Origin of the sequence: Thalassomonas sp. RHCl1 (assembly GCF_947387555.1) — a bacterium.
Taxonomy (GTDB): domain Bacteria; phylum Pseudomonadota; class Gammaproteobacteria; order Enterobacterales; family Alteromonadaceae; genus Thalassomonas.
In genome coordinates this window covers 1-19344 of sequence record NZ_CANDNZ010000027.1, presented here as the reverse complement: position 1 = coordinate 19344, position 19344 = coordinate 1, and the positions used below count along the sequence as shown (strand labels likewise).

The following is a 19344-nucleotide window of genomic DNA, read 5'->3' as shown; positions in this document are numbered from 1 at the left end:
TCATGGCCGCCTTCTTCGACCAGTTTAATGAGTTCATAGCGCAGACTTTCATATTGTTCCTGGGTTAATGCTGCAGGTGTTATTGTCACGTTACTTATTCCTTCAATGAATACTTACAGAGAAATTTCACAAACTTCCGGTATTACGCTAACGCTTTTGACAGCCTCTCACTTCATTTTGGAACAATGCCCAGGAGATTCATTATCGCTCTCTTGCTCCCTCACTAACACCTCGCAGCAGAGGGGCCAGTAAAAACTCCATCAGGCGTCGAGTACCTGTTTTAACTTCAACGGTGACTGACATGCCAGGTTTTAAGTTCACCCATTTACCATCAACCTTAATTTGCTCATCCGCCAGGGAGGCTTTGAGTGGAAAAAGTAATCCTAAGTTTTCATCTTCTATGGCATCAGCGGAAATATCTTTAACCTTGCCATCAATAACGCCGAATTTAGTAAAAGGAAAACTATCAATTTTAATCTCTGCACTTTGTCCTATCTGCACAAAACCTATATCTTTATTGAGTAAGCCGGCATCAACTTCCAACGCTTGTCCCTTAGGGACGATACGCAATAACTCTTGCGCACCGGTGACGACCCCGCCTATAGTGGCAATGGCCAGCTGTTCGACCACACCGTCAACCGGCGCGGTCAAAATTCTTAACTCGGTTAATCGTGTAGCTTTAGTCAGTTCCTGATTCAGGCTTTCGCTTTGTCGGCTGAGCTGATTGATCTCTTGCAAGATATTGCGCCGGGTTTCAGCAAGATAGGTGGTCAGGTTTTGACGGGCAGCCATAATAGTAGCCTCAATTTGCTCAACATTGGCCCTTTCCAGGTTCAGGGTTTCTTCCTGCTCGATACGCTGTTGTTTTAACTCTAAATATTGATTTTTCGAAACCGCGGAGGTAGTTAATAATGTCAGATAGCTCTGTTCTCTTTCTTTGATTAAAGGCAAGGTTTTTTCTAAACGGAACACTTTAATATGAATGGCTTTTTTCTCCGCTAATAGCTTCTCTATTTCACTAAGATAACTATCCTGCTTAGATAAATACTCCTGCCAGCTTGACGCTAATAATAACTGTTGATTGAAGGGAAGTGGGGAATCATCTGGCAGGGGTGTTAGCTCCTTGCCCTGATCTACTTGCGCGCCCAGTTTGTTCAGGAATTTTTGTTGCCGGGCTAAATCTTGGCTATAGCCAAGCCATTCATTCTTTAACCGGTCAACATCTGCCTGGCTGGTGGTAGTATCCAGGGCTATGAGTTTTTCTCCTGCTTTAACCGTCTGCCCTTCCTTGATAAAGATACTTTTAACCACGCCATTTTCCAGGGGCTGAATCACTTTGACTTGCCCGCTCGGGACAATTTTTCCCTGTGCCGTGGCAATGATGTCAATTTCAGCCCAGGATGCCCAAATGATCGACAGTAATAACAACCCCATAATTGCCCATAATAAACATCGGCTCCACTTTGCCGGGGGAGCAGCCTGTATTTCCAGGGCGGCAGGAAGAAATGCCAACTTCTCTGGTGCCAAATGCTGAGTAACCGGTTGGCTCATTTTAGCGGGTTGCTTATTACTCATCATTATTCCTCACTGCTTGAGGAGCCTGTTCGCTCTTTTTTTCATTAATTACCGAGGAAGACGTTGGCGTTGCTTTGGCAGCCATTCCGAGGCCATGATGGTTTTGAATAGAATGTAGTTGCGCATAAATACCGCCGTGGTTGACTAACTGCTGGTGATTGCCCTGTTCAACCAGGTGTCCTTGATCAACCACCATAATACGGTGCGCATCTTTGACGGCCGATAACCGATGGGCAATGATAAAGACTGTACGCCCGGCACTGATGCGGCGCATATTGGCCTGAATAATACGTTCTGATTCATAATCCAGGGCACTGGTGGCCTCATCAAAAATTAGAATCTTGGGATTGGTGACTAATGCCCTGGCAATGGCAATACGCTGGCGTTGCCCGCCGGAAAGAGATGATCCCTGCTCGCCAATCACCGTGTCATAACCTTCAGGTAATTCCAATATAAATTCATGAGCCCCGGCAAGTTGCGCGGCCTGAACCACTTGTGTCATCGGCATCCCTGGGTCCACTAGGGCGATATTTTCCCTTACAGTACGGTTAAACAAGAAATTTTCTTGCAATACAACACCAACCTGACGACGTAACCAGGCAGGTTCAACCATAGCTAAATCAACCCCGTCAATTAAGACACGTCCGGATTCCGGCACATATAAACGTTGCACCAGCTTAGTGAGGGTGCTCTTGCCCGAGCCGGAGCGGCCAACTATGCCAATAACTTCCCCTGGTCGACATTGAAAACTGATGTTATTTATTACCGGCGCCCGATCTGGGCCATAGCGAAAAACAACATTTTCAAACAGCACTTGCCCTTTAATCGCCGGCAGAGTAGCCCGATTAGGGTTATAGCCAGGTTCTGCCGGGGAATTGAGTACATCCCCTAACCGCTGCAGTGAAATATTGGCCTGCTGAAAGTCTTGCCAAAGGTTTACTAATCGCATGATTGGCCCGCTGACCCGCTGTGCTAACATATTAAAGGCAATAAACTGGCCGATAGTGAGCTCTGCGCTAACCACGGCAATTGAGCCAAAATACAAAGTAAGTAATCCGCCAACTTTATTGATATACGCCGCGATCTGGCTATAGATATTATTCAGATTACTGGTTTTAAAAGAGGTATTAACATAATCCGCAAGTTTGTCTTCCCAAGAATTACGCAGCTGCGGCTCAACAGCCATCGCTTTGATGGTTTCAACACCATTAACCGACTCCACCAAAAACGAATGATTTTCAGCGCTGCGCTGAAACTTTTCATTCAAGCGTTTACGTAAAGTCGGGGTGATTAATAACGACAGGGCTAAATAAAACGGGATAGTGCCTAAAATTATCCAGGTGAGCAGGGGCGCGTAATAAAACATTACCGCAAAAAACACAAAGCTGAATAAGATATCTAATACCACCGTCAGGGATGAGCCGGTCAAAAACTCCCGAATGCTGTCCAGCTCTTTCACTCTGGCGACGGTATCGCCAACCCGACGGGTATTAAAATAGGCTACAGGCAGGGACAACATATGCTTATAAAGCTTACTGCCTAATTCGACATCTACACGGTTAGTGGTATGAGAGAAAACATAGGTCCTCAGCCCCGTTAATAAAACTTCAAAGGTGATCACAAGAAAAAAGCCTACCGCGAGCACATCCAGGGTGGTCATACCTTTATGCACCAGAACTTTATCAATCACCACCTGAAAAAATATCGGCGACGCCAGTCCTACCAATTGAATAAAAAACGAAGCCAAAAAAACATCGGTAAAATAGGGCTTATATTTAACGAGTGCCGGAAGAAACCAGGAAAAGCCGAACTTAGCACTTTCTGTTAACAAGGAGCTCCGCTTTGATAACAGCAGTAAATCACCTGCCCAAAAAGATGCCAACTCCTCATAAGAATGTGTCGTGGGTTTATTTTTTTCTAAATCATGGATCAGCACTTCATCATTCGCCACTTTGGCAATAATAAAAAAATGGCCATCTTGATGGCGGCCTATCGCCGGCAATAAATGAGCGCTGAGCTTTTCTGAAGAATCCTGAATAAATTTAGCTTTAAAGCCCAAACTTTTTGCCGCCCGGACCAAATTAATGTCCGTGAGAGACTCATCGTCATGCTGAAACTCTCGAAAAAGTGCATCAGGTTCTGCGGGTAATTGCTGAAAACGGGCAACCAATGCCAGGCATTGAATTCCCGAGAGAAAATGGCTCGACATCTGGTTCCTGAGTCATAGTTCCTTTACGTGGCGCCATGTTAAGTTTTACGTAATAAAATGTAAAGAAACAAACATTACATGGCATTACACAATCAACAGCTTTAACACAAAAGCACTCATTAAATATTGATTTAAAATTAAAAAAAGCAGATCACGATATAAAAATACCCCCATGGAATATGCATAGAGCCAGGCCTAAATTTTAACACTTTGTTCTCATTAGAACTTGTTGAACGAATCATACTAACTTATCAATAATAGTATTATTCTATGTGCCTGATAGCTTCGGTAGCAGCATTCCAGATATAGGGTTCATCTAACCTGCTTTTCGTTCTAACTCCTACCAATGAGCGTTTTTTTAAAACCCACTCACTCACAGCAAGAACATCGCCCTACTCCAATTGCTTCAGTAATAAACAGCTTACAAAGTGTTTTTCGATCTAATAGGATAATCAGATCATTCCAGATATGATTGGCACCATACGTTTTATTAAAAAAGCTTCTCTTGAGTTGCCAAAACGGGAATTTCACCACCTTGGTCAATAAGACCACTCATCATTAACTCGTCCCAACGAGCCGTGCCTTTGATAAACCATTTGTTTTTGAAATATGTATGGTCCTTTTACTAATTGATGAAATAATTCATGCTCAACAGTGCTACTGACTAGAGAAGTTTTCAGCACTATTTACGGTAGTATTGCCAGGATAATATATGAAATGCAGCCAAAATATCGAGCTTTAGGCTTAGGACTGCTTAATAATCAAAAACTCCATTGACCTTTACTGAAAATAATTATTAAGAACATCAAAATTTTTCTTCGAAAAGAGCATTTAATAACAGTATGAATATAAGACGGAAACCCAAAGATAAAACATAATTGGTTATTTTGTTTCATTCATTTTAAAGTACTTTTGCCACAGAGCAAAATTATCATTACCTTATACGTTATTTGATCTGAACTAATCCACATAATCTCCTACCTTAGCTCTTATCACCGATATCAATTTTTTGGTGATTAATAACCAAATATTTATTTTGCCCGATGAAAATCATTGCACTGAATTAAACTTTGATTGTTCAGCCCTGCTCTTAATACAAATCGACAATATCAGGCATTCTGCCATGCCACGGCTGTGCCTGTTCCAGCTGTGCAGCCAATTTAAACAAGGTCGTTTCATCACCATACGGTGCAACAAACTGAATACCTACGGGTAAGTTATCATCACTCCAATAAAGAGGTACAGACATCGCCGGCTGCCCGGTCAGATTGGCCAGCTGGGTAAAAGGGGTTTTATCCAGGTTTTTACGCGCTTCGTCTTTTGTTATCCCCAGCAGCGATTTTTTAAACAAACCGGCCATGCCGGCCCCCGCGGCTATGGCAAGCCGGGTTTGTAATTTCTTCATGCCGTTCATTGCCAGGGAGCCTACTGCTACCGGCAGGCATGCGTTAGTTGGCGTCATTAATAAATCATAATCTTGGTGAAACAGGTCCATTTGTTGTTTGATGCAGAACCAATCGCGTTTAGCACTAACATAATCGCTGGCCGAAAGGCACTGCCCCATCAGCGCAAGAAAACGGGTGTTGTCTTCAAGACCTTTTACCGATTGCTCCCCAAGCAATTTCTTTAAGTCGACAACATCGGCTGCCGTATGGCCGAAATACATGGTCAGGTAACTATTGAGCAGCATGTCACCGCTAAAATCAGGTTGCTTTTCTTCAACATGATGGCCCAAACCTTCAAGTAATGCGGCACTGTTTTCTACCGCCCGAATACATTCTGGAGCCACTGTGCCGCCATAAGGTGATTGCGTGGTAAAAGCAATACGCAGCGGCTTTAACGGAGTATCTAAAGCGCCAAGGTAGCTTTGCTCCGGCGGTTTAATGATATAGGGCGCCCCTACTCCCGCTCCCTGTATCTGGTCAAGCATGGCAGCACTGTCACGTACCGACAACGACAGTACATGCTCACAACTGGCGCCATCCCAATGTTCACCGCCAACATCGGGCGTGCGGCCACGAGACGGCTTTAATCCGAACAAGCCACAATGAGATGCCGGTATGCGAATAGAACCGCCACCGTCGCCCCCGGAAGCCAACGGCACTATCCTGGCCGCCACTGCAGCAGCACTGCCGCCACTGGAGCCGCCTGATGTCAGTTGTGTATTCCAGGGGTTACGTGTCGGGCCGAACGCTTCTGGCTCGGTAATGCCCATTAAGCCGAATTCCGGGGTATTGGTTTTGCCGAAAATATTCACGCCGGATGCTTTATATCGGCTGACCAGTTCACTGTCTTGTTCGGGCCGGTAATTGTTATAAGCTTTAGAGCCGTTGCTGGTGATCACCCCTTGAACATCTGAGAGTAAGTCTTTCAGCAAAAAAGGGACACCGGAAAAGATGCCCTCCGGCAGATGATTAACCGACTGCTGAGCAAGTTCAAACAGGGAGTTGTTGATGGCATTTATTTTAGGGTTAACGATTTCTGCGCGCCGGATAGCCTCATAAAGCAACTCTTTGGCGGTCACTTGTTTGCTGCGCACCAATTCGGCCAACCCCAAGCCGTCGTACTGATGATATTCTTTAAATCCAGACATTTAGAAACAACCTTGTTTATTTTTATTTGCCTGAATTCCTTTTAAGAATGCAAAGCAACATTTTCCACTAAAAGCATTAGCACCAGTCTATTCTATTCACAATTAACACTCCACTGTTGAAGACATTAGGAGTACTTCCAGGTTGAACATGGACGGTTTTATGCCTTCATCAGGTTAAGGCTGTCCGAAACCGTTGAAAATTCCTATCCCCTCTTCTAAAACAAATGTAACACTTTGACTTTTAGTGCTTTTAATGGAAATATTGTTATGTGCTATGACTTTGAGCACGAATCATAATAAGGATGTACAACGAAATTAAAACTAAATAAAAAAAGCTCAAGAACTTATCAAATGACAAGAAATCCTTGCCAATAAATATGACACCACAGGTCGCCGGTGGCGGCTCTCATGTAAGCTGTCATCAAGGTGCATCTTGTCTATTAGAATGCGTTGAAAGATAGTTATTGCATTTTCGAATGTTAAAGCCTGACTCTTTCAGAGCGGGCTTTTCCGCTACAAGCATGGGTAACCTAATTTTTCATGACCCTACTCGGTTGTTTTTTGCTTTAGCATGTTTATAGGAAGTTTACTGCGTTTGTCCTTTTCCCTGATACTCCCTTTAAAATCATTATTTGGCTAATTTGTTTTATCCCAATCACAGTCATATCAAACCCGATGTAAAAATAACATAACAGCATGCCCTCTTGCGCCTTACACACTAGTTATAGTTATTGTTCAGCAACGGCTTAAGCACATTTTTTAAGGGGGCTAATTCGTCATCAAAATTGCTCCAAACATTCAAACTGCTTTGATAAATAGGCAGTCTCACCTGCTCGGAGCTGGCGGTATTAACAGCACGTTTATTGTTATAAAACTCAAGGCAGCTCTGCTCAAAAGGCAGCCCGCAATAGGCTAAAATCTGACGTACCTGCCGTTCAAAGTCATTAACCACAGCTTCGTAATTAACCGTCAGCACTTCCCCCGGCATGACTTTATGCCAATGCTCCATTAAGCGAATGTAATCTAAATAATATCGCCCTATGTCTTCAAGAGAGTAACTAAAGGCCTGGCCTGCTGAAAAAAGTTGCTTGAAGCAGCTAAAACAGGTCGACATAGGGTCACGCCGGGCGTCAATAATTTTAGCTTGCGGCAATATACGTTTGATCAGCCCGATATGGGCGAAATTATTGGGCATTTTATCAATAAAAAATGATGCTGTGCCACGGTGCAGCTGTGTTTTTCTTAAATATTCCTCCCCTAACGCTTTACAGTGTTCCCCGGTTAAATCCGCTATGATTTCAGGATATTTTGACCTTTGCTCCCGTTTGCTACGCGCTCCAAGTTTTCTGACCATGGCAATGATTTCGGGTAGTTCTTTTGTGCCGTCAACCATTGAATGGCTTGCCAGTATTTGTTCCAGTAAAGTAGACCCTGAACGGGGTAAGCCGACGATAAAAATAACATCAGCTTTATTGCATCCCCGGTTATTTTTTTGCGCAAATAACCCCTGTTCACAAACGCCAATGGTACGGTCTACTAATGCTGACGTTTCGTTGGCATCATAACGTTCGGTTTTTAGTTTAAGGTCGTTACCTTGTTTATAAAAACGAAAAGCTTGTGCAAACTCTTCCCTGTCTTCAAGCGCTTTCCCTAAAGCAAAACACAGATTAATCCGGTCTGCAGAGGCAAGCGCACTGTCAGCGAGTTGATGCTTCATTGCCTGTATTTCGCTGTACTCAAAAGCGTAGGTTTTTAAATTGGCCAAACTCCAATATGCTTCGCCATAACCGGGTAAAGATGAAATTGCCTGGCGATATGACGCTACCGCAGCGCCATATCGCCCTATGGTTTTAAGCGCATGACCTCTGCTGGTATACAAACCCGCCTGCTCAGGAAACTGGGTAATTAAATCATCATAAAGCTCTATGGCCGCGCTAAATTGGCCTAATCTAACCAAAATAGCAGCCTTTTCTATACGTTGTGGTGCTGCGCCGGGTTGCGCTTGCTCCAAAAGATTAATTTGCTCTAATGCCCGCTGGCTCTTTTCTCGTTTATTTAATACATGCGCATAATTAAGCCGGGCAAGATGATAATCAGGGGCTAGCGCTAAACAACGTTCGAGCAAGTGTTCAGCATCGGTAAAAATCCCCAATTTAATCGCAACCTCAGCAAGTAGGCGAATGGCATTGACATCCTTTGGCTGTGTTTTCAAATGCGCACGGCAAATGCTCTCGCAAAGCGGTAACTTCCCCGCCATAAATGCCTCTAATGCCAGATCCAGCTGAGGAGACTTTGTCGACAAACGTAAATATTTCTTGTGAGCCTCTGCCGCGCCATTGCTGTCGCCTGCTACGGGTAATAATTTGCTCAGTAATAGCCAGCTTTGAGGGAGTTTTTCATCAAGCGCAACCGCCTTTTGTAATGCCACTATTGCTGGTTTCGTTTGCTTCAGCTCGTGTAAAGTAAATGCCAGCTCCTGATAAGCCAGAGAGAATTTTTGTGTCTGCTCAACCAGGGCTTGTAAGCTTGTTTTTGCTTCATCTAAACGGCCTAAACCTCTTAATGCACAACCAATAATAAAAAGCGCATTCGGCTCTGACGGAAATACCTTAAGAATTTCCTGTCCTTGCTCCAAGGCGGGTTCAAAAGCGTTATGCATCAGCATTTCATGCGCATGCTGTACTGCAATACGTATTTCTTTTGTACGCTTGTCATGCTGCGACATTTCTTTCCCCATTCGATACTGATACAGCGCTTTTACTAAAGTCAGCAACAACCAACCCCGTAGTATAAATACCTGCAAATAAAACAGTCACTTAACTAAGTAATATATTCAAACAGTAAACATGTCTATGTAGAGAGTTTACCGGGCTCATTGCACTCTATTTCGGGCCTTGTGGTTTCACCTTAGGTGCCGTCACCTGTTTATACGACTATAGTTCATAATGGAACCTCCTTGTTTTGACAGGTAAATGAAAAAAATAAAGCGGTATTGGAGCCTACTATGAAAGTTCCACAATTATTTCTTTTTCTAGCACTTCCTGTTATTTCTTTAGCAAATGCCAGGGAATGTGACCTTATTCGCGTAGGTTGTTCCAATTCATGGTATCCGGTTTCTTTTTTATTGCCGACAGATAAGGATAAAGCGACGGGCATAGCGATAGAAGCAACTCGCATGGCCGCGAAACAACTGGGGTTATCAATCAAATTTAATTGCGTGATGCCGTGGGCAAGAGTGATCAGTGCTATGGATACCGGAGAAATAGATATGTTGGCAGGCCATTATCTCACCAAAAACCGTGATAAAAACTGGTTAGTTGGCGGCACTATAACAAGTGATGATGTTCGCGCTGTATACAAAAGAAAAGAGTTATCCATCCATAGCGTTACCGATCTAAAAAACCTGCATGGCGCCAAAGTAAGAGGTGCCAAAAATGGCGATATTGTTGACAAATATACCAGCGGAGATTTACCAGACTATCCCATGTCTGAAATTGTTGATTATGATCAACTACTTGACTTAGTGCTAAAAGGCAGGGTTGATTATGTACTTCGTTCTAAACGCGATGCATTGGAATATATCAAGATGTACGGGTTAGAAGAGACACTTTTTCTTTCAGAATCCCTGACGGTAAACCCGGTACATATTTCTTTTTCTAAAAAATCGCCTTGCGCGCATCTTCTGGGGAGATTTAATCAACTATTTGAGCAATATAAAGAAACGGGTATCGTCGAGAAATTGTCAGTCAATGCAACACAAGCTTATTGGTCAGGTGCTGAAATATCCCCCTTACAGCCCAAAAAAAGCGCCATAAACTAAATAACCAGGCCCGCTATTATTCAAACCTTCTGTAATAACTCATGCCAATATAACGTGGGCGAATAATGGTCTCGGTACTGTCCCAACTGCTACTGCCGCGCGATAACTGCGCGCGCTTATCGGTAAGATTATTGACCGTAAAATTAACCCCCCAATTTTCCATATTGACCCCCATAGAAAAATTAACAACGCCGTAACTCTCGTTCACCTGCCGTTTATCGAGACTGGTATCATTGGATGAAAATTTAAAGATATCGTTATGAGATTTGCCGACATAGGAATAAACCAACTGAGCAAAGCTGTCTAAACCGCCAACAACAAAGTTGTAACGGTTAACAATATTCGCTTTAAATTCGGGTACATTAGGTAGCTCAGTGCCTTCTGGAGAAAAATTACTGCCTACCAGCAAATCTTTAGTAAGTTCGGCCTGATTGAAGTTAAAAGCGGCACTGAGCGTCCAGTCATCTGTCACCAGATATGTAAGCTGGGATTCCAGGCCCACTATTTGGGCTTCACTGGCATTGATGGTCACCGCTACCGGGGTTTCATAGGATAAATCGTAACGGGTAAACTGCATGTCATTCCATGCCATATGATATAGCGCCCCGTTCCAGCGAAGTTTGTTATCCAGCCATACGCTTTTCCAGCCAAATTCTGTATTGGTCATAATATCAGGACTATAAATTCGCTCGACTAAAGCAGACTCATCCCGGTTGATCCCTCCGGCCCGATAGCCTTCGGACCAGGTAAGATAAAGCATTTTTTTGTCATCAAGCTTATGGCTGACATTTAACTTAAAAATACTGTCGCTTTCTTCGTCATCAATATCAACATCCAGAATGGGAAAGCCGGGGGCAATCAAGCCATAGCCAGAAACCCCGGACAAACTACTGTTATTTCTAAAAAATCGTGCGCCAACCGTGAGCGTGGTTTGCTCACTTACCCCGTAGCTGAGTTCACCAAACAGGGCCTTTTGTTTATCATTGCGTGTCTGGTCGGTCAAATACCACAGATTAGGCTCACCAAACGGGCTAAAATCACCGCCTTTAGCTAACCCCTCCATTTGCCATTCGTGCCGGTAATCATGGCTGGTATCTTCATAATATAGCCCGACAATATATTGCAATGAGCTGTCATTAACGGACTGAAGGCGAAGTTCGTGACTGTCGCGCTTATAATGGTTATCTTCATAATGAAAAATAGCCATGCTGGTACAGTCAACATCAGCAGTGCCGTAATATTCACAGCCGTAATACTGAATCCAATTGGTTGAAAAATAATCGGCATAATCGGTGTAATCATTGAAGTATTCTACATCCCGATCCATAAACGAGCCTGCATAAACCAGAAGGGTCTCCCCCAGTTGGCCTTCCAGCGTAAGTGCTGCCTGGCCAAACTCATCAACCAGAGAGTCAGGCAAAAACCGTTGAACTTCCAGATCATCCACCTCACCGTTCGGGCTTTGGGGATCATGAAACCAAACTCCCTGGGTGTCTTGTTTTTGCCTCAGATAACTCGCCGTTGCTGTCCAGTTCTCATCCAGGTTTATCTTTAAGGCCGCCCTGGCGCCTTCACTGCTCAGCTCGTTAAAGTCATCTTCTATTAAGTTATCATTGCGCTCTTCTATCGTAGAAAAGCTGCCGCCGCCGGTAAGTAGTGCATAGGTGCGGGTACCGGCAATATTATCGATATAACCCCCCTCTTCTTTCTTCCAGGCAACGAGCCTTATCGCCGCTTTTTCAGCCAGGGGAATATTGACGAAACCGTCGAGGGAGTAACTGGTATCGCCCTGATAGGTCGAACCGTAACTGATATCAAATTGCCCCTCAAAAGCATCGGTGTCCGGTTTATTGGTGATAATCCGAAGCGTTCCGGCTTGTGAACTCACACCAAACAAGGTGCTTTGCGGGCCGGCAAGTGCTTCAACCCGTTCAATATCATAAATATGCAAATCAAGATTACGACCAATCGCGGTTACCGGCTGTTCATCAAGGTATATCGCGACACTGGGCAGCGACCCCGACGCATTACCGTCACCACCGTCTGACGCCCCCCGCATATAAACCTGGCTTCTGCTGGGGCCGGAAGTTTGAAAAGACACGCTGGGCAGCAAAAGGGCGTAGTCCTGGAAGCTGTTTATCTCAAGTTCCTCAAGCGCAGCAGCACCGAATGCAGTGATGCTAGACGCTGTGTCCTGAATATTTTCAACACGTTTACCGGCGGTAACAACTATGGTTTCAATGCCAGGCTCGGCATTAGCCTGCGCCTGGCTTGATACTTCATTGCTTTTTTCTCCCGCTGTGTCTTCGGCATTGGCCGTTGCCATTATTGCCGCGGAGCTCACCATCAAAGTTGAGAGCGTGAGGTTGTAAAGGTTTATCGCCTGAAATGAAGCTCGAATTGCCGCTATCAATGGCTTGATTTTTGTAGAATTCTTTATGTTGCTTGGGCTGACATCAATCATAGCAAGTTTTCTTCTACTCACATATTAGCGGTAAACATTGCCCCTAAAGTTTAGAATAGCCTTTAGCTTTACTCCATATAACCAAATAGGGTCATCATCATTCAGAGTGAGATCAGGGAAATAACAATGGAGTAAACAGAACGCCGTTTTTTGCTACCACCCGTTTGTGGGGCTTCAACAGCACTCCCCTGATACGCATGGTTAACCAATAAACGACTAAAGCTGATAATATTTAATGGCTAATCTGTCAGGCAAGTCACTTGTGCGAACCCTTTCAGCAGCCTTGCGAACTTTTTCAAGGATGGTAACCGAGACTTTATTGGAGACATGAACCCAGACCGGTCTATAGCCTAAATCCAACGGTTTGCCAAAAAACTCCTCAGGTTGAACTCCCAATGAAGCTGCAGCATGGAAGATAGAGGTTTTAACACCGACAATAGCATCCAATCGCCCGTTTTTCAGCATTTTCACCAGTTGGACATAAGTATCGGCCCGGTACTCGGTAATATCCGTTTTTTGAGCCAGTTTTTCACTATACACAGCACCACGCAACATACCCAGTCTCAACCCCTGCAACTCTTCCAGAGAAGTCAACCTGCCCCCCTGCTGGCCAACAATAATATTCTGCAAATTCAATATCCGGGAAACCTGTTGCGCATTGGCAGCCAGAGTCGGGTTTGAAAACAACAAAGTAAAATCGGCTTTGCCGCTTTTAATGTGATTGACAATGCGGGCATAGGGAAAAAAGGAAAATAGGCACTCTACCCCGGCCTGCTTGCAGATTTGCTCAGACAACTCATAAAAAACCCCGCTGGCGCGCTCCTCAATACCAAATGGCGGAGCAATGATCACAGCCACTTTCAAGGACTCTTTTCCCTGTACAGGCAGAGAAAAAAGCAAAAAAGCCAACAAAAATATCGAGAATAAACGAAGCATCATCAAGCTAGGTTGAACTTTCATATTAAGGTTTAGGGTACAATATCAGGCTTGCTCACACTGTAATTTTCCCGTGAATTTAATGATCAAACATAGCATAAAACCCCGCCTTTTGAGGGCAAAGGCAAATATAAGGCCAACCTGAATGTCCTACTTCGACTGAGAAGTTCCATCCATCAAAGACAGGCACGACAAATACAAAGAAAAATTAAACATGTGTCAATAAAAGAAATTTAAGCACTGCCGCTTGCTTATTCTTTTTCAAGATCTAATGAAAATTACTCATTGACGAAGAGAAATTAACAGAGATACAGCTTAGATTGTGCTCTTTACTCAATCGAATGAATCCTAGCGTATCATCTACGATCACAATACTAATTCCTTCAGGCATGACTGTTTTGACAGACCCTGAGCGAGCGAATTTACAAAATGAATTTAAGAGTGGCTATAAATTCTACTTTAACAAAATGATTTTTGGACAATTTAACGTAATTAAAAATCTCACCTTTAATATTGTAGATTTGACCAAACAGAATGTAGTGGATGCAGATTATATAAACACCCGCAAAGCAGTTTTAAGAAATGAACTTTCCCGCTATTTAAGGAAATTAGGCAATAACGTCTCTTTGATGCCGCCAGGTTCTTGTTCAGATATCACAGCAGGCACTTGTTATCGTTACCCTGATTCGGCGCAGTTTATAAGCTCCACTCAAAAGCCCAACTCAAAGAGTTGGGCTTTTCTAAGTAGAACTTAGTGTCATCCTAGAGGTTTTAGCGCACAGCGTAATCGTTCGGTTAAATGCTCAGGCTGGGCATTGCTCAAAGACACGGAGTCGCAATTTTGAAAATGACTGAATTTTGTGATGGCCTCGACAAATGCGCTGATAACAGCCTCTTCATCAAAATGGTGTTGCTCCAAATACAGTGATTTGATTTCCAAATGGCTGATTTTTCGATGGGCTTTACAATCTATCCGGCCTATAAATTCATTGCGGTACAGTAACGGCAGGCAAAAATAGCCATATTGTCGTTTGGCGGCGGGTACGTAACATTCTATCTGATAGTCGTATTGAAACAGTGTTTTGAGCCGTTCCCGTTGAATAACACTGTTGTCGAATGGTGAAAGTATCAACATTCGGTTGTTTAACCGGGGAAGAGAGCGTTCGAGTGCCCCCGTTTCCAATATAAATATTTCACCGCTGCTCACCTTTACCTGTTCTAACATTCCCTGCGCGAGTCTTTCGTTTACCAAGGTTTTTACCGCTTTGCGCAATGCCGCATTTCGGCGCAGGTAGGTCAGTCCTTTAAGTGATGCAAAGCCATGGCAGCGCAACTGCTGGTCTACCATGTACTCAGCAAATTCTTCCATGGTGGGCATTTGTAAATTTACCTGAGAGGGCAATACCCGCTCCGTGAGATCATAGGTTTTCTGAAAGCCTTCCCGGCTGCTAACCATGAGGTCGCCTTCCATATACAGCTGTTCGAGTGCCTTTTTGGCTGGCTTCCAGTCCCACCAACCGGCACGCTTTGTGGTGTTTGTTTCTATATCGCGGGAGCGTATCGGACCATCAGAACGTATGCGGGCCAACAACTCCCCCATAAGCTTCTTATCTCGGGTTTTATGCCAATGGGTTTGCCCGCTCTTAATAGCGTGCTTATAAGGCAAAGAGAAGCGAAAATCGGCGATAGGCAAAAAAGCCGCCGCGTGTGCCCAATATTCAAAAATATCTCCGTTGAGCAGCAGCTGGTTTGTCATGGCCGGCTTGAAATTAGGCACTCTGGAGTGAAAAACATGATGATGTGCCCGCTCCACTACAGATATGGTGTCGATCTGTACATAACCTATGTGGTTAATCGCTTTACGTGCCCCCGCTAAACCACGCCCATAGGGCTGAGCCTGCAGCAGGCCTTGTGCAGCCAGGGCAAGACGGCGTAAACGCGCCAGATCTCGCGGTGATTTAATTTCAATCATGGTTATACTTTCCTAACACTGGCAGAAAGGCCTGGATCACGCAATGCACTAGTCCCCCTGAACAGCTGTTAGGCATTGTTGCGCTTTATCAAACGGGCATAATTCTCCACCAACTGGCAGATCCTTTCAGGTTGCACGCCATGCAATTTTTGATGTTTTTCCAAAGGTGCGCCAAAACTTTCCATCTGTACAACCAATTCATCTTGGTTTAATACTTTAATGTGATCTTTAATGAGATAACCTTTAGGGAGTGAGCTTGACGGGCTATCGCCTACTGTAGTTTCCAACACCCCATTATTTATTTTCCAGGTATTATCGTAATAGTCTATTTCAGGAAAGCCTGAGCCATTCATTGAAACAGAAACAACGCATTTACGGCCACCGGCAGTAAAACCCAGTTGGCTGTATTCATAATTACCTGTGCCGTAATCTTTTAAATGCCATACACCAACAATTTGCTCTTCAGGCTTTACTTCAACTTTTGTGCTTGCACAGCCGGTAAGTAAAATAACAGCTCCAACTAACAGAGATAAATACTTCACTGATACTCCTTAGTACCCAGTACAGATTTGGACAACCAACATTTAATTTCTGCTGCTGACAATATCACGTAAATTCTATTTAATCTCCCCCTCCCTTGCGAGCAATAGTTCAAGATAACTCAGAGCTTTTTAAGAGCGCTCGCCATTTATCCTGGATATCCTGATAATTTATTCCTAATAAGCATGTTTATGCGGCAACTTAATTCGTTCAAAAAACAGACGGCACCTCTATAAACAGGTAAAATTACTCGTTACAATTATTGAAGTCATTTATACATTACCATGCTATGGAGAGCATTAATGGACAATGAAGAAAACAAAAATCGTGAATTATTTGAAAATGCCCTAAGAGGCCTTGAAGCCGATATCGCCAATGCTGGCACACACCTGATCATAGACTCCCATGCCCGACAGGCCTATGCCAAACAAATTAAAGCCATGGCAATTGAACTGAGATCTAATGCCATGACTGGCAGAATATCCTGGTTAACAGCCGCTGAACAAGCGCAAGATACACGAAATATCATTATGCAGATAATTCGAACCAGAAGTACGCCGGTTGGCTTAGCTATGGCGCAACAACTCAAACACGAAGGCAAAACGTTAAACGAACTCATTGCCCGAAAAACAAAACAACTTCATGGACAAGGCATAGCCTTTGATAAATTATCGGCAGAGAAACAAAACGCAGTTTATGCTGAAATAATAAAATCTGCCGGAAAGTCAAACCCTAAAGTAACAGCATTAATGAAAAATTTATCCCGCGCCGGGCGAGGGCTGATATTTGTCTCCATCGCCTTGTCTGTGTACACAGTAGCGACCGCTGAAAATAAATTCGATGCTGCGGGTGAAGAAATAGCAGTAACAGGCGCCGGGATAGGTGGAGGCATTGCCGGTGGCGCCATGGCTGGTTTAGCCTGTGGCCCGGGGGCACCTGTTTGTGTCACTGTCGGTGCATTTCTTGGTGGTGCTTTGGCCGCATTCGGCGTTGCTATGGTGTGGTAATTAAAAATGATGAAATTACTGACAGAGATAGAATTTAACATTAAACCACTTGAAGAGCCTCAAGATGAAACCAGCCCGCAGAAAAGTAACATTCTACTTAACGGACAAATCACAGCTGCCGCTATTGAAGGCATAGTGTTAGAAGCATGTATAAAATGGCATGACTTTTATCTTGTTTTTCTAACTGACGACATCCCGCACGAGGATATGCTGCATATTCATCTGCTGGATCACAAACTAAAGACCTTAGATTCAGCAACTATTGGCGGCATGTACACCACCGGCAACTTTACCGATGTAGAGCTAGTAGCTCCCAACCGGGTGAACTTTAATTTTATCGGCGGAACACGCTGGCACATAGACTTACTTTCTCACCCACAGCGGTGCCTGCCCATTATATCGACCCCAAAAGGTGTTTATAAAAAATCACTGTTTAGCCGACATTTTAAAATTAGCGGCGAGCCGCTCCCTGAAACTATATAAGGATATTCAAACACACAGGGAAAGTAAGCATAAGTAGTGATGCAAGAGCCAAAAGCAAGGCAATCAACTGAGAGTACCAGCTCAGGTCTTGCGTTTTACAGAAATAAAGCTGCCGCACAGATTTCAGTACAGCAGCTTGGCTAACTTCCGGGTACTAGCCCTTAGCAGCCCGGTTATTATCAGCCTGCTTGGCTGTGATGAGCACTTCCCCCTGATTCACCGTAATACTGACCTTTTGCCCTTTGAGAAAACCGGCCTTGCTGAGCCACTTTCCCCTAAGTATGATGCAGGGTTCAAGCTGTATCGGCGCATAACTAATACCTATATTACGGCTTTTCGGTGCCGACCCGCAAACAGTCTCCTGCACGGTAAGTTGCCGATAAATGGGATATTTTACTTTTGCCGAGCCTGGCTCTGACGTATGATGACATTCAGCCATGACGGACTCCTTGATAGTTCGTTGTGGTTAGCAATCTCTGAGTGTTCGCTTCACTCAGGGATTGCGCCTTTAGTTGTTGCCATGTGCAACAGTTAACAGATAAGCAATATTAGAATAAGTGTTCTCCTTTTAGGGTTGGATAGCACTATTAATAAAAGACCAATTCTCAAGATAAGCCATGCACGACTTGCATTTAATTTAGGCTGATTTATACACCACTGTATGGGTTACTGTACAACGAGACAAGCTACCATAATATCCTCTGCTTCATTAACAACTTATATCAGAAATTTATCAATAAAAACAAGGAAAAATAAAAGACAAAAGATATCTTTTAAACATTACTGACTCCACAGCATGCGGGAAATAACTAGAGGGTATACATAGATCAACTTTTTGCAATTGTCAGTTTATTGCTGTCCTGTAGCGTTTACCACAAACCATTCCTTAGCTTTATGATTAGTTATTTGACAGCTTTTAACTTTTTGATAACATGTGACTTGGTTATTTCAGCATAACCACTTTAATAAATGAAGAAAAATAAAAAGTAAAAGGATTATACTAATGAAGTTACAACTTAATAAGAAAAAATTAAAAAGCCTGTCTAAAGATACAAACGCTCTCCCTGAAAAAATAACTCGCCAGATAGGGGGAGGTGTACGAGAGCCGGATACAGAAGAATGCCATACTCATCCATATTTCTGCGGAGTTAGAGCTAGTGATCACTGCGGCACCTGGTCATGCGGTTGTTAATAAAACTTCCAGGTAATATTTACCCCCAAACAAGGTAAAAGAAGTTTATTCCTAAAAAACCCGCAGTTATCGCTGCGGGTTTCTCTAAATAGAAATCTAGCAATGAGCCACAGGATGTGGTGAATATCAAAAATGCAGGAGCTATTTTTGGTGTCCAATCTCTCACATAAAGAGCCCCCCACACGCAATTACCAGCGGTGCTACTACGTTTGAAGTGCAAGGATACGCTAATGACGCGGGAATAGGATGCCCAGGAGCGGTCACTCCTGAGCGCCGTGGATACAATGACCTACATGGAGGTAGGGAAATAGAACAACGCAGGAGCAATTGCCAGGGAGTAGGAGATTTCACAGTGCTATTGTCGCTAGACAAAAACTTATCTCAGAATGGAACACATAAAAGCAAAAAGCCCGACTCTTTCGAATCGGGCTTCTCTAAATAGAAGTCTAGCAATGTCCTACTCTCACATGGGACCTCCCACACTACCATCGGCGCTAACGCGTTTCACTTCTGAGTTCGGCATGGGATCAGGTGGTACCACGTTGCTATTGTC

14 protein-coding genes and 1 rRNA gene are annotated in these 19344 nt (G+C 43.8%); 5 read left to right on the top strand and 10 right to left on the bottom strand.

Annotated elements, in window-relative coordinates; all coding sequences use genetic code 11:
• Nucleotides 1-201: 201 nt before the first annotated feature.
• The 4 genes from QL234_RS31420 to QL234_RS31405 all read right to left on the bottom strand — a co-directional run bounded on the left by QL234_RS31420 (nucleotide 202) and on the right by QL234_RS31405 (nucleotide 9102).
• Nucleotides 202-1578, bottom strand: coding sequence for an HlyD family type I secretion periplasmic adaptor subunit (locus QL234_RS31420; protein WP_281561678.1), 1377 nt, complete (start codon nucleotides 1576-1578; stop codon nucleotides 202-204).
• Nucleotides 1568-3784 carry a type I secretion system permease/ATPase gene (locus tag QL234_RS31415; protein ID WP_281561677.1) on the bottom strand — a complete coding sequence of 739 codons (2217 nt, stop codon included), beginning with the start codon at nucleotides 3782-3784 and terminating at the stop codon, nucleotides 1568-1570. The genes QL234_RS31420 and QL234_RS31415 overlap by 11 nt, the downstream gene beginning before the upstream one ends.
• A 1090-nt stretch (nucleotides 3785-4874) precedes the next feature.
• Nucleotides 4875-6377 (bottom strand): amidase, encoded by a 1503-nt coding sequence (locus QL234_RS31410; RefSeq protein WP_281561676.1) that lies wholly within the window; start codon nucleotides 6375-6377, stop codon nucleotides 4875-4877.
• Nucleotides 6378-7095: 718 nt separating this feature from the next.
• Nucleotides 7096-9102, bottom strand: a complete 2007-nt coding sequence (locus tag QL234_RS31405; protein ID WP_281561675.1) for a tetratricopeptide repeat-containing sulfotransferase family protein — start codon at nucleotides 9100-9102, stop codon at nucleotides 7096-7098.
• A gap of 279 nt (nucleotides 9103-9381) precedes the next feature.
• On the opposite strand from QL234_RS31405, the gene QL234_RS31400 reads away from it, so the two are divergent.
• Nucleotides 9382-10197 (top strand): transporter substrate-binding domain-containing protein, encoded by an 816-nt coding sequence (locus QL234_RS31400; protein ID WP_281561674.1) that lies wholly within the window; start codon nucleotides 9382-9384, stop codon nucleotides 10195-10197.
• A 16-nt stretch (nucleotides 10198-10213) separates the two neighbouring features.
• Here the strand turns inward: QL234_RS31400 and QL234_RS31395 are convergent, their stop codons facing one another.
• A complete protein-coding gene (locus QL234_RS31395; protein ID WP_281561673.1) occupies nucleotides 10214-12523 on the bottom strand; it encodes a TonB-dependent receptor in 2310 nt (769 codons plus the stop codon).
• 354 nt (nucleotides 12524-12877) lie between these two features.
• On the bottom strand, nucleotides 12878-13519 hold the full coding sequence (locus QL234_RS31390; protein WP_281561684.1) for a transporter substrate-binding domain-containing protein: 642 nt from the start codon (nucleotides 13517-13519) through the stop codon (nucleotides 12878-12880).
• A 476-nt stretch (nucleotides 13520-13995) separates the two neighbouring features.
• Between QL234_RS31390 and QL234_RS31385 the strand changes: the two genes are divergently transcribed.
• Nucleotides 13996-14352 carry a hypothetical protein gene (locus QL234_RS31385; protein ID WP_281561672.1) on the top strand — a complete coding sequence of 119 codons (357 nt, stop codon included), beginning with the start codon at nucleotides 13996-13998 and terminating at the stop codon, nucleotides 14350-14352.
• A 2-nt stretch (nucleotides 14353-14354) separates the two neighbouring features.
• Here the strand turns inward: QL234_RS31385 and QL234_RS31380 are convergent, their stop codons facing one another.
• Nucleotides 14355-15569 carry a crosslink repair DNA glycosylase YcaQ family protein gene (locus QL234_RS31380; RefSeq protein ID WP_281561671.1) on the bottom strand — a complete coding sequence of 405 codons (1215 nt, stop codon included), beginning with the start codon at nucleotides 15567-15569 and terminating at the stop codon, nucleotides 14355-14357.
• A gap of 68 nt (nucleotides 15570-15637) precedes the next feature.
• Nucleotides 15638-16111, bottom strand: coding sequence for a lipocalin family protein (locus QL234_RS31375; RefSeq protein ID WP_281561670.1), 474 nt, complete (start codon nucleotides 16109-16111; stop codon nucleotides 15638-15640).
• Nucleotides 16112-16411: 300 nt separating this feature from the next.
• On the opposite strand from QL234_RS31375, the gene QL234_RS31370 reads away from it, so the two are divergent.
• Nucleotides 16412-17116, top strand: a complete 705-nt coding sequence (locus QL234_RS31370; protein WP_281561669.1) for a hypothetical protein — start codon at nucleotides 16412-16414, stop codon at nucleotides 17114-17116.
• Between the two features lie 6 nt (nucleotides 17117-17122).
• Complete coding sequence (locus QL234_RS31365; RefSeq protein ID WP_281561668.1) at nucleotides 17123-17599, top strand: hypothetical protein; 477 nt, start codon at nucleotides 17123-17125, stop codon at nucleotides 17597-17599.
• A 154-nt stretch (nucleotides 17600-17753) separates the two neighbouring features.
• Here the strand turns inward: QL234_RS31365 and QL234_RS31360 are convergent, their stop codons facing one another.
• Entirely contained in the window at nucleotides 17754-18038 is a 285-nt protein-coding gene (locus tag QL234_RS31360) for a SymE family type I addiction module toxin (RefSeq protein WP_281561667.1), read from the bottom strand.
• 564 nt (nucleotides 18039-18602) lie between these two features.
• On the opposite strand from QL234_RS31360, the gene QL234_RS31355 reads away from it, so the two are divergent.
• A complete protein-coding gene (locus QL234_RS31355) occupies nucleotides 18603-18791 on the top strand; it encodes a hypothetical protein (protein ID WP_281561666.1) in 189 nt (62 codons plus the stop codon).
• Nucleotides 18792-19235: 444 nt separating this feature from the next.
• On the opposite strand, the gene rrf is transcribed toward QL234_RS31355, so the two are convergent.
• Nucleotides 19236-19344 (bottom strand): 5S ribosomal RNA (gene rrf, locus QL234_RS31350); the annotation flags it as partial.

Coding starts and splice junctions, on each gene's coding strand:
- QL234_RS31420 (WP_281561678.1), bottom strand. CDS start 1,578: ATGATGAGTAATAAGCAACCCGCTAAAATGAGCCAACCGGTTACTCAG.
- QL234_RS31415 (WP_281561677.1), bottom strand. CDS start 3,784: ATGTCGAGCCATTTTCTCTCGGGAATTCAATGCCTGGCATTGGTTGCC.
- QL234_RS31410 (WP_281561676.1), bottom strand. CDS start 6,377: ATGTCTGGATTTAAAGAATATCATCAGTACGACGGCTTGGGGTTGGCC.
- QL234_RS31405 (WP_281561675.1), bottom strand. CDS start 9,102: ATGTCGCAGCATGACAAGCGTACAAAAGAAATACGTATTGCAGTACAG.
- QL234_RS31400 (WP_281561674.1), top strand. CDS start 9,382: ATGAAAGTTCCACAATTATTTCTTTTTCTAGCACTTCCTGTTATTTCT.
- QL234_RS31395 (WP_281561673.1), bottom strand. CDS start 12,523: ATGGCAACGGCCAATGCCGAAGACACAGCGGGAGAAAAAAGCAATGAA.
- QL234_RS31380 (WP_281561671.1), bottom strand. CDS start 15,569: ATGATTGAAATTAAATCACCGCGAGATCTGGCGCGTTTACGCCGTCTT.
- QL234_RS31370 (WP_281561669.1), top strand. CDS start 16,412: ATGGACAATGAAGAAAACAAAAATCGTGAATTATTTGAAAATGCCCTA.
- QL234_RS31365 (WP_281561668.1), top strand. CDS start 17,123: ATGATGAAATTACTGACAGAGATAGAATTTAACATTAAACCACTTGAA.
- QL234_RS31360 (WP_281561667.1), bottom strand. CDS start 18,038: ATGGCTGAATGTCATCATACGTCAGAGCCAGGCTCGGCAAAAGTAAAA.
- QL234_RS31355 (WP_281561666.1), top strand. CDS start 18,603: ATGAAGTTACAACTTAATAAGAAAAAATTAAAAAGCCTGTCTAAAGAT.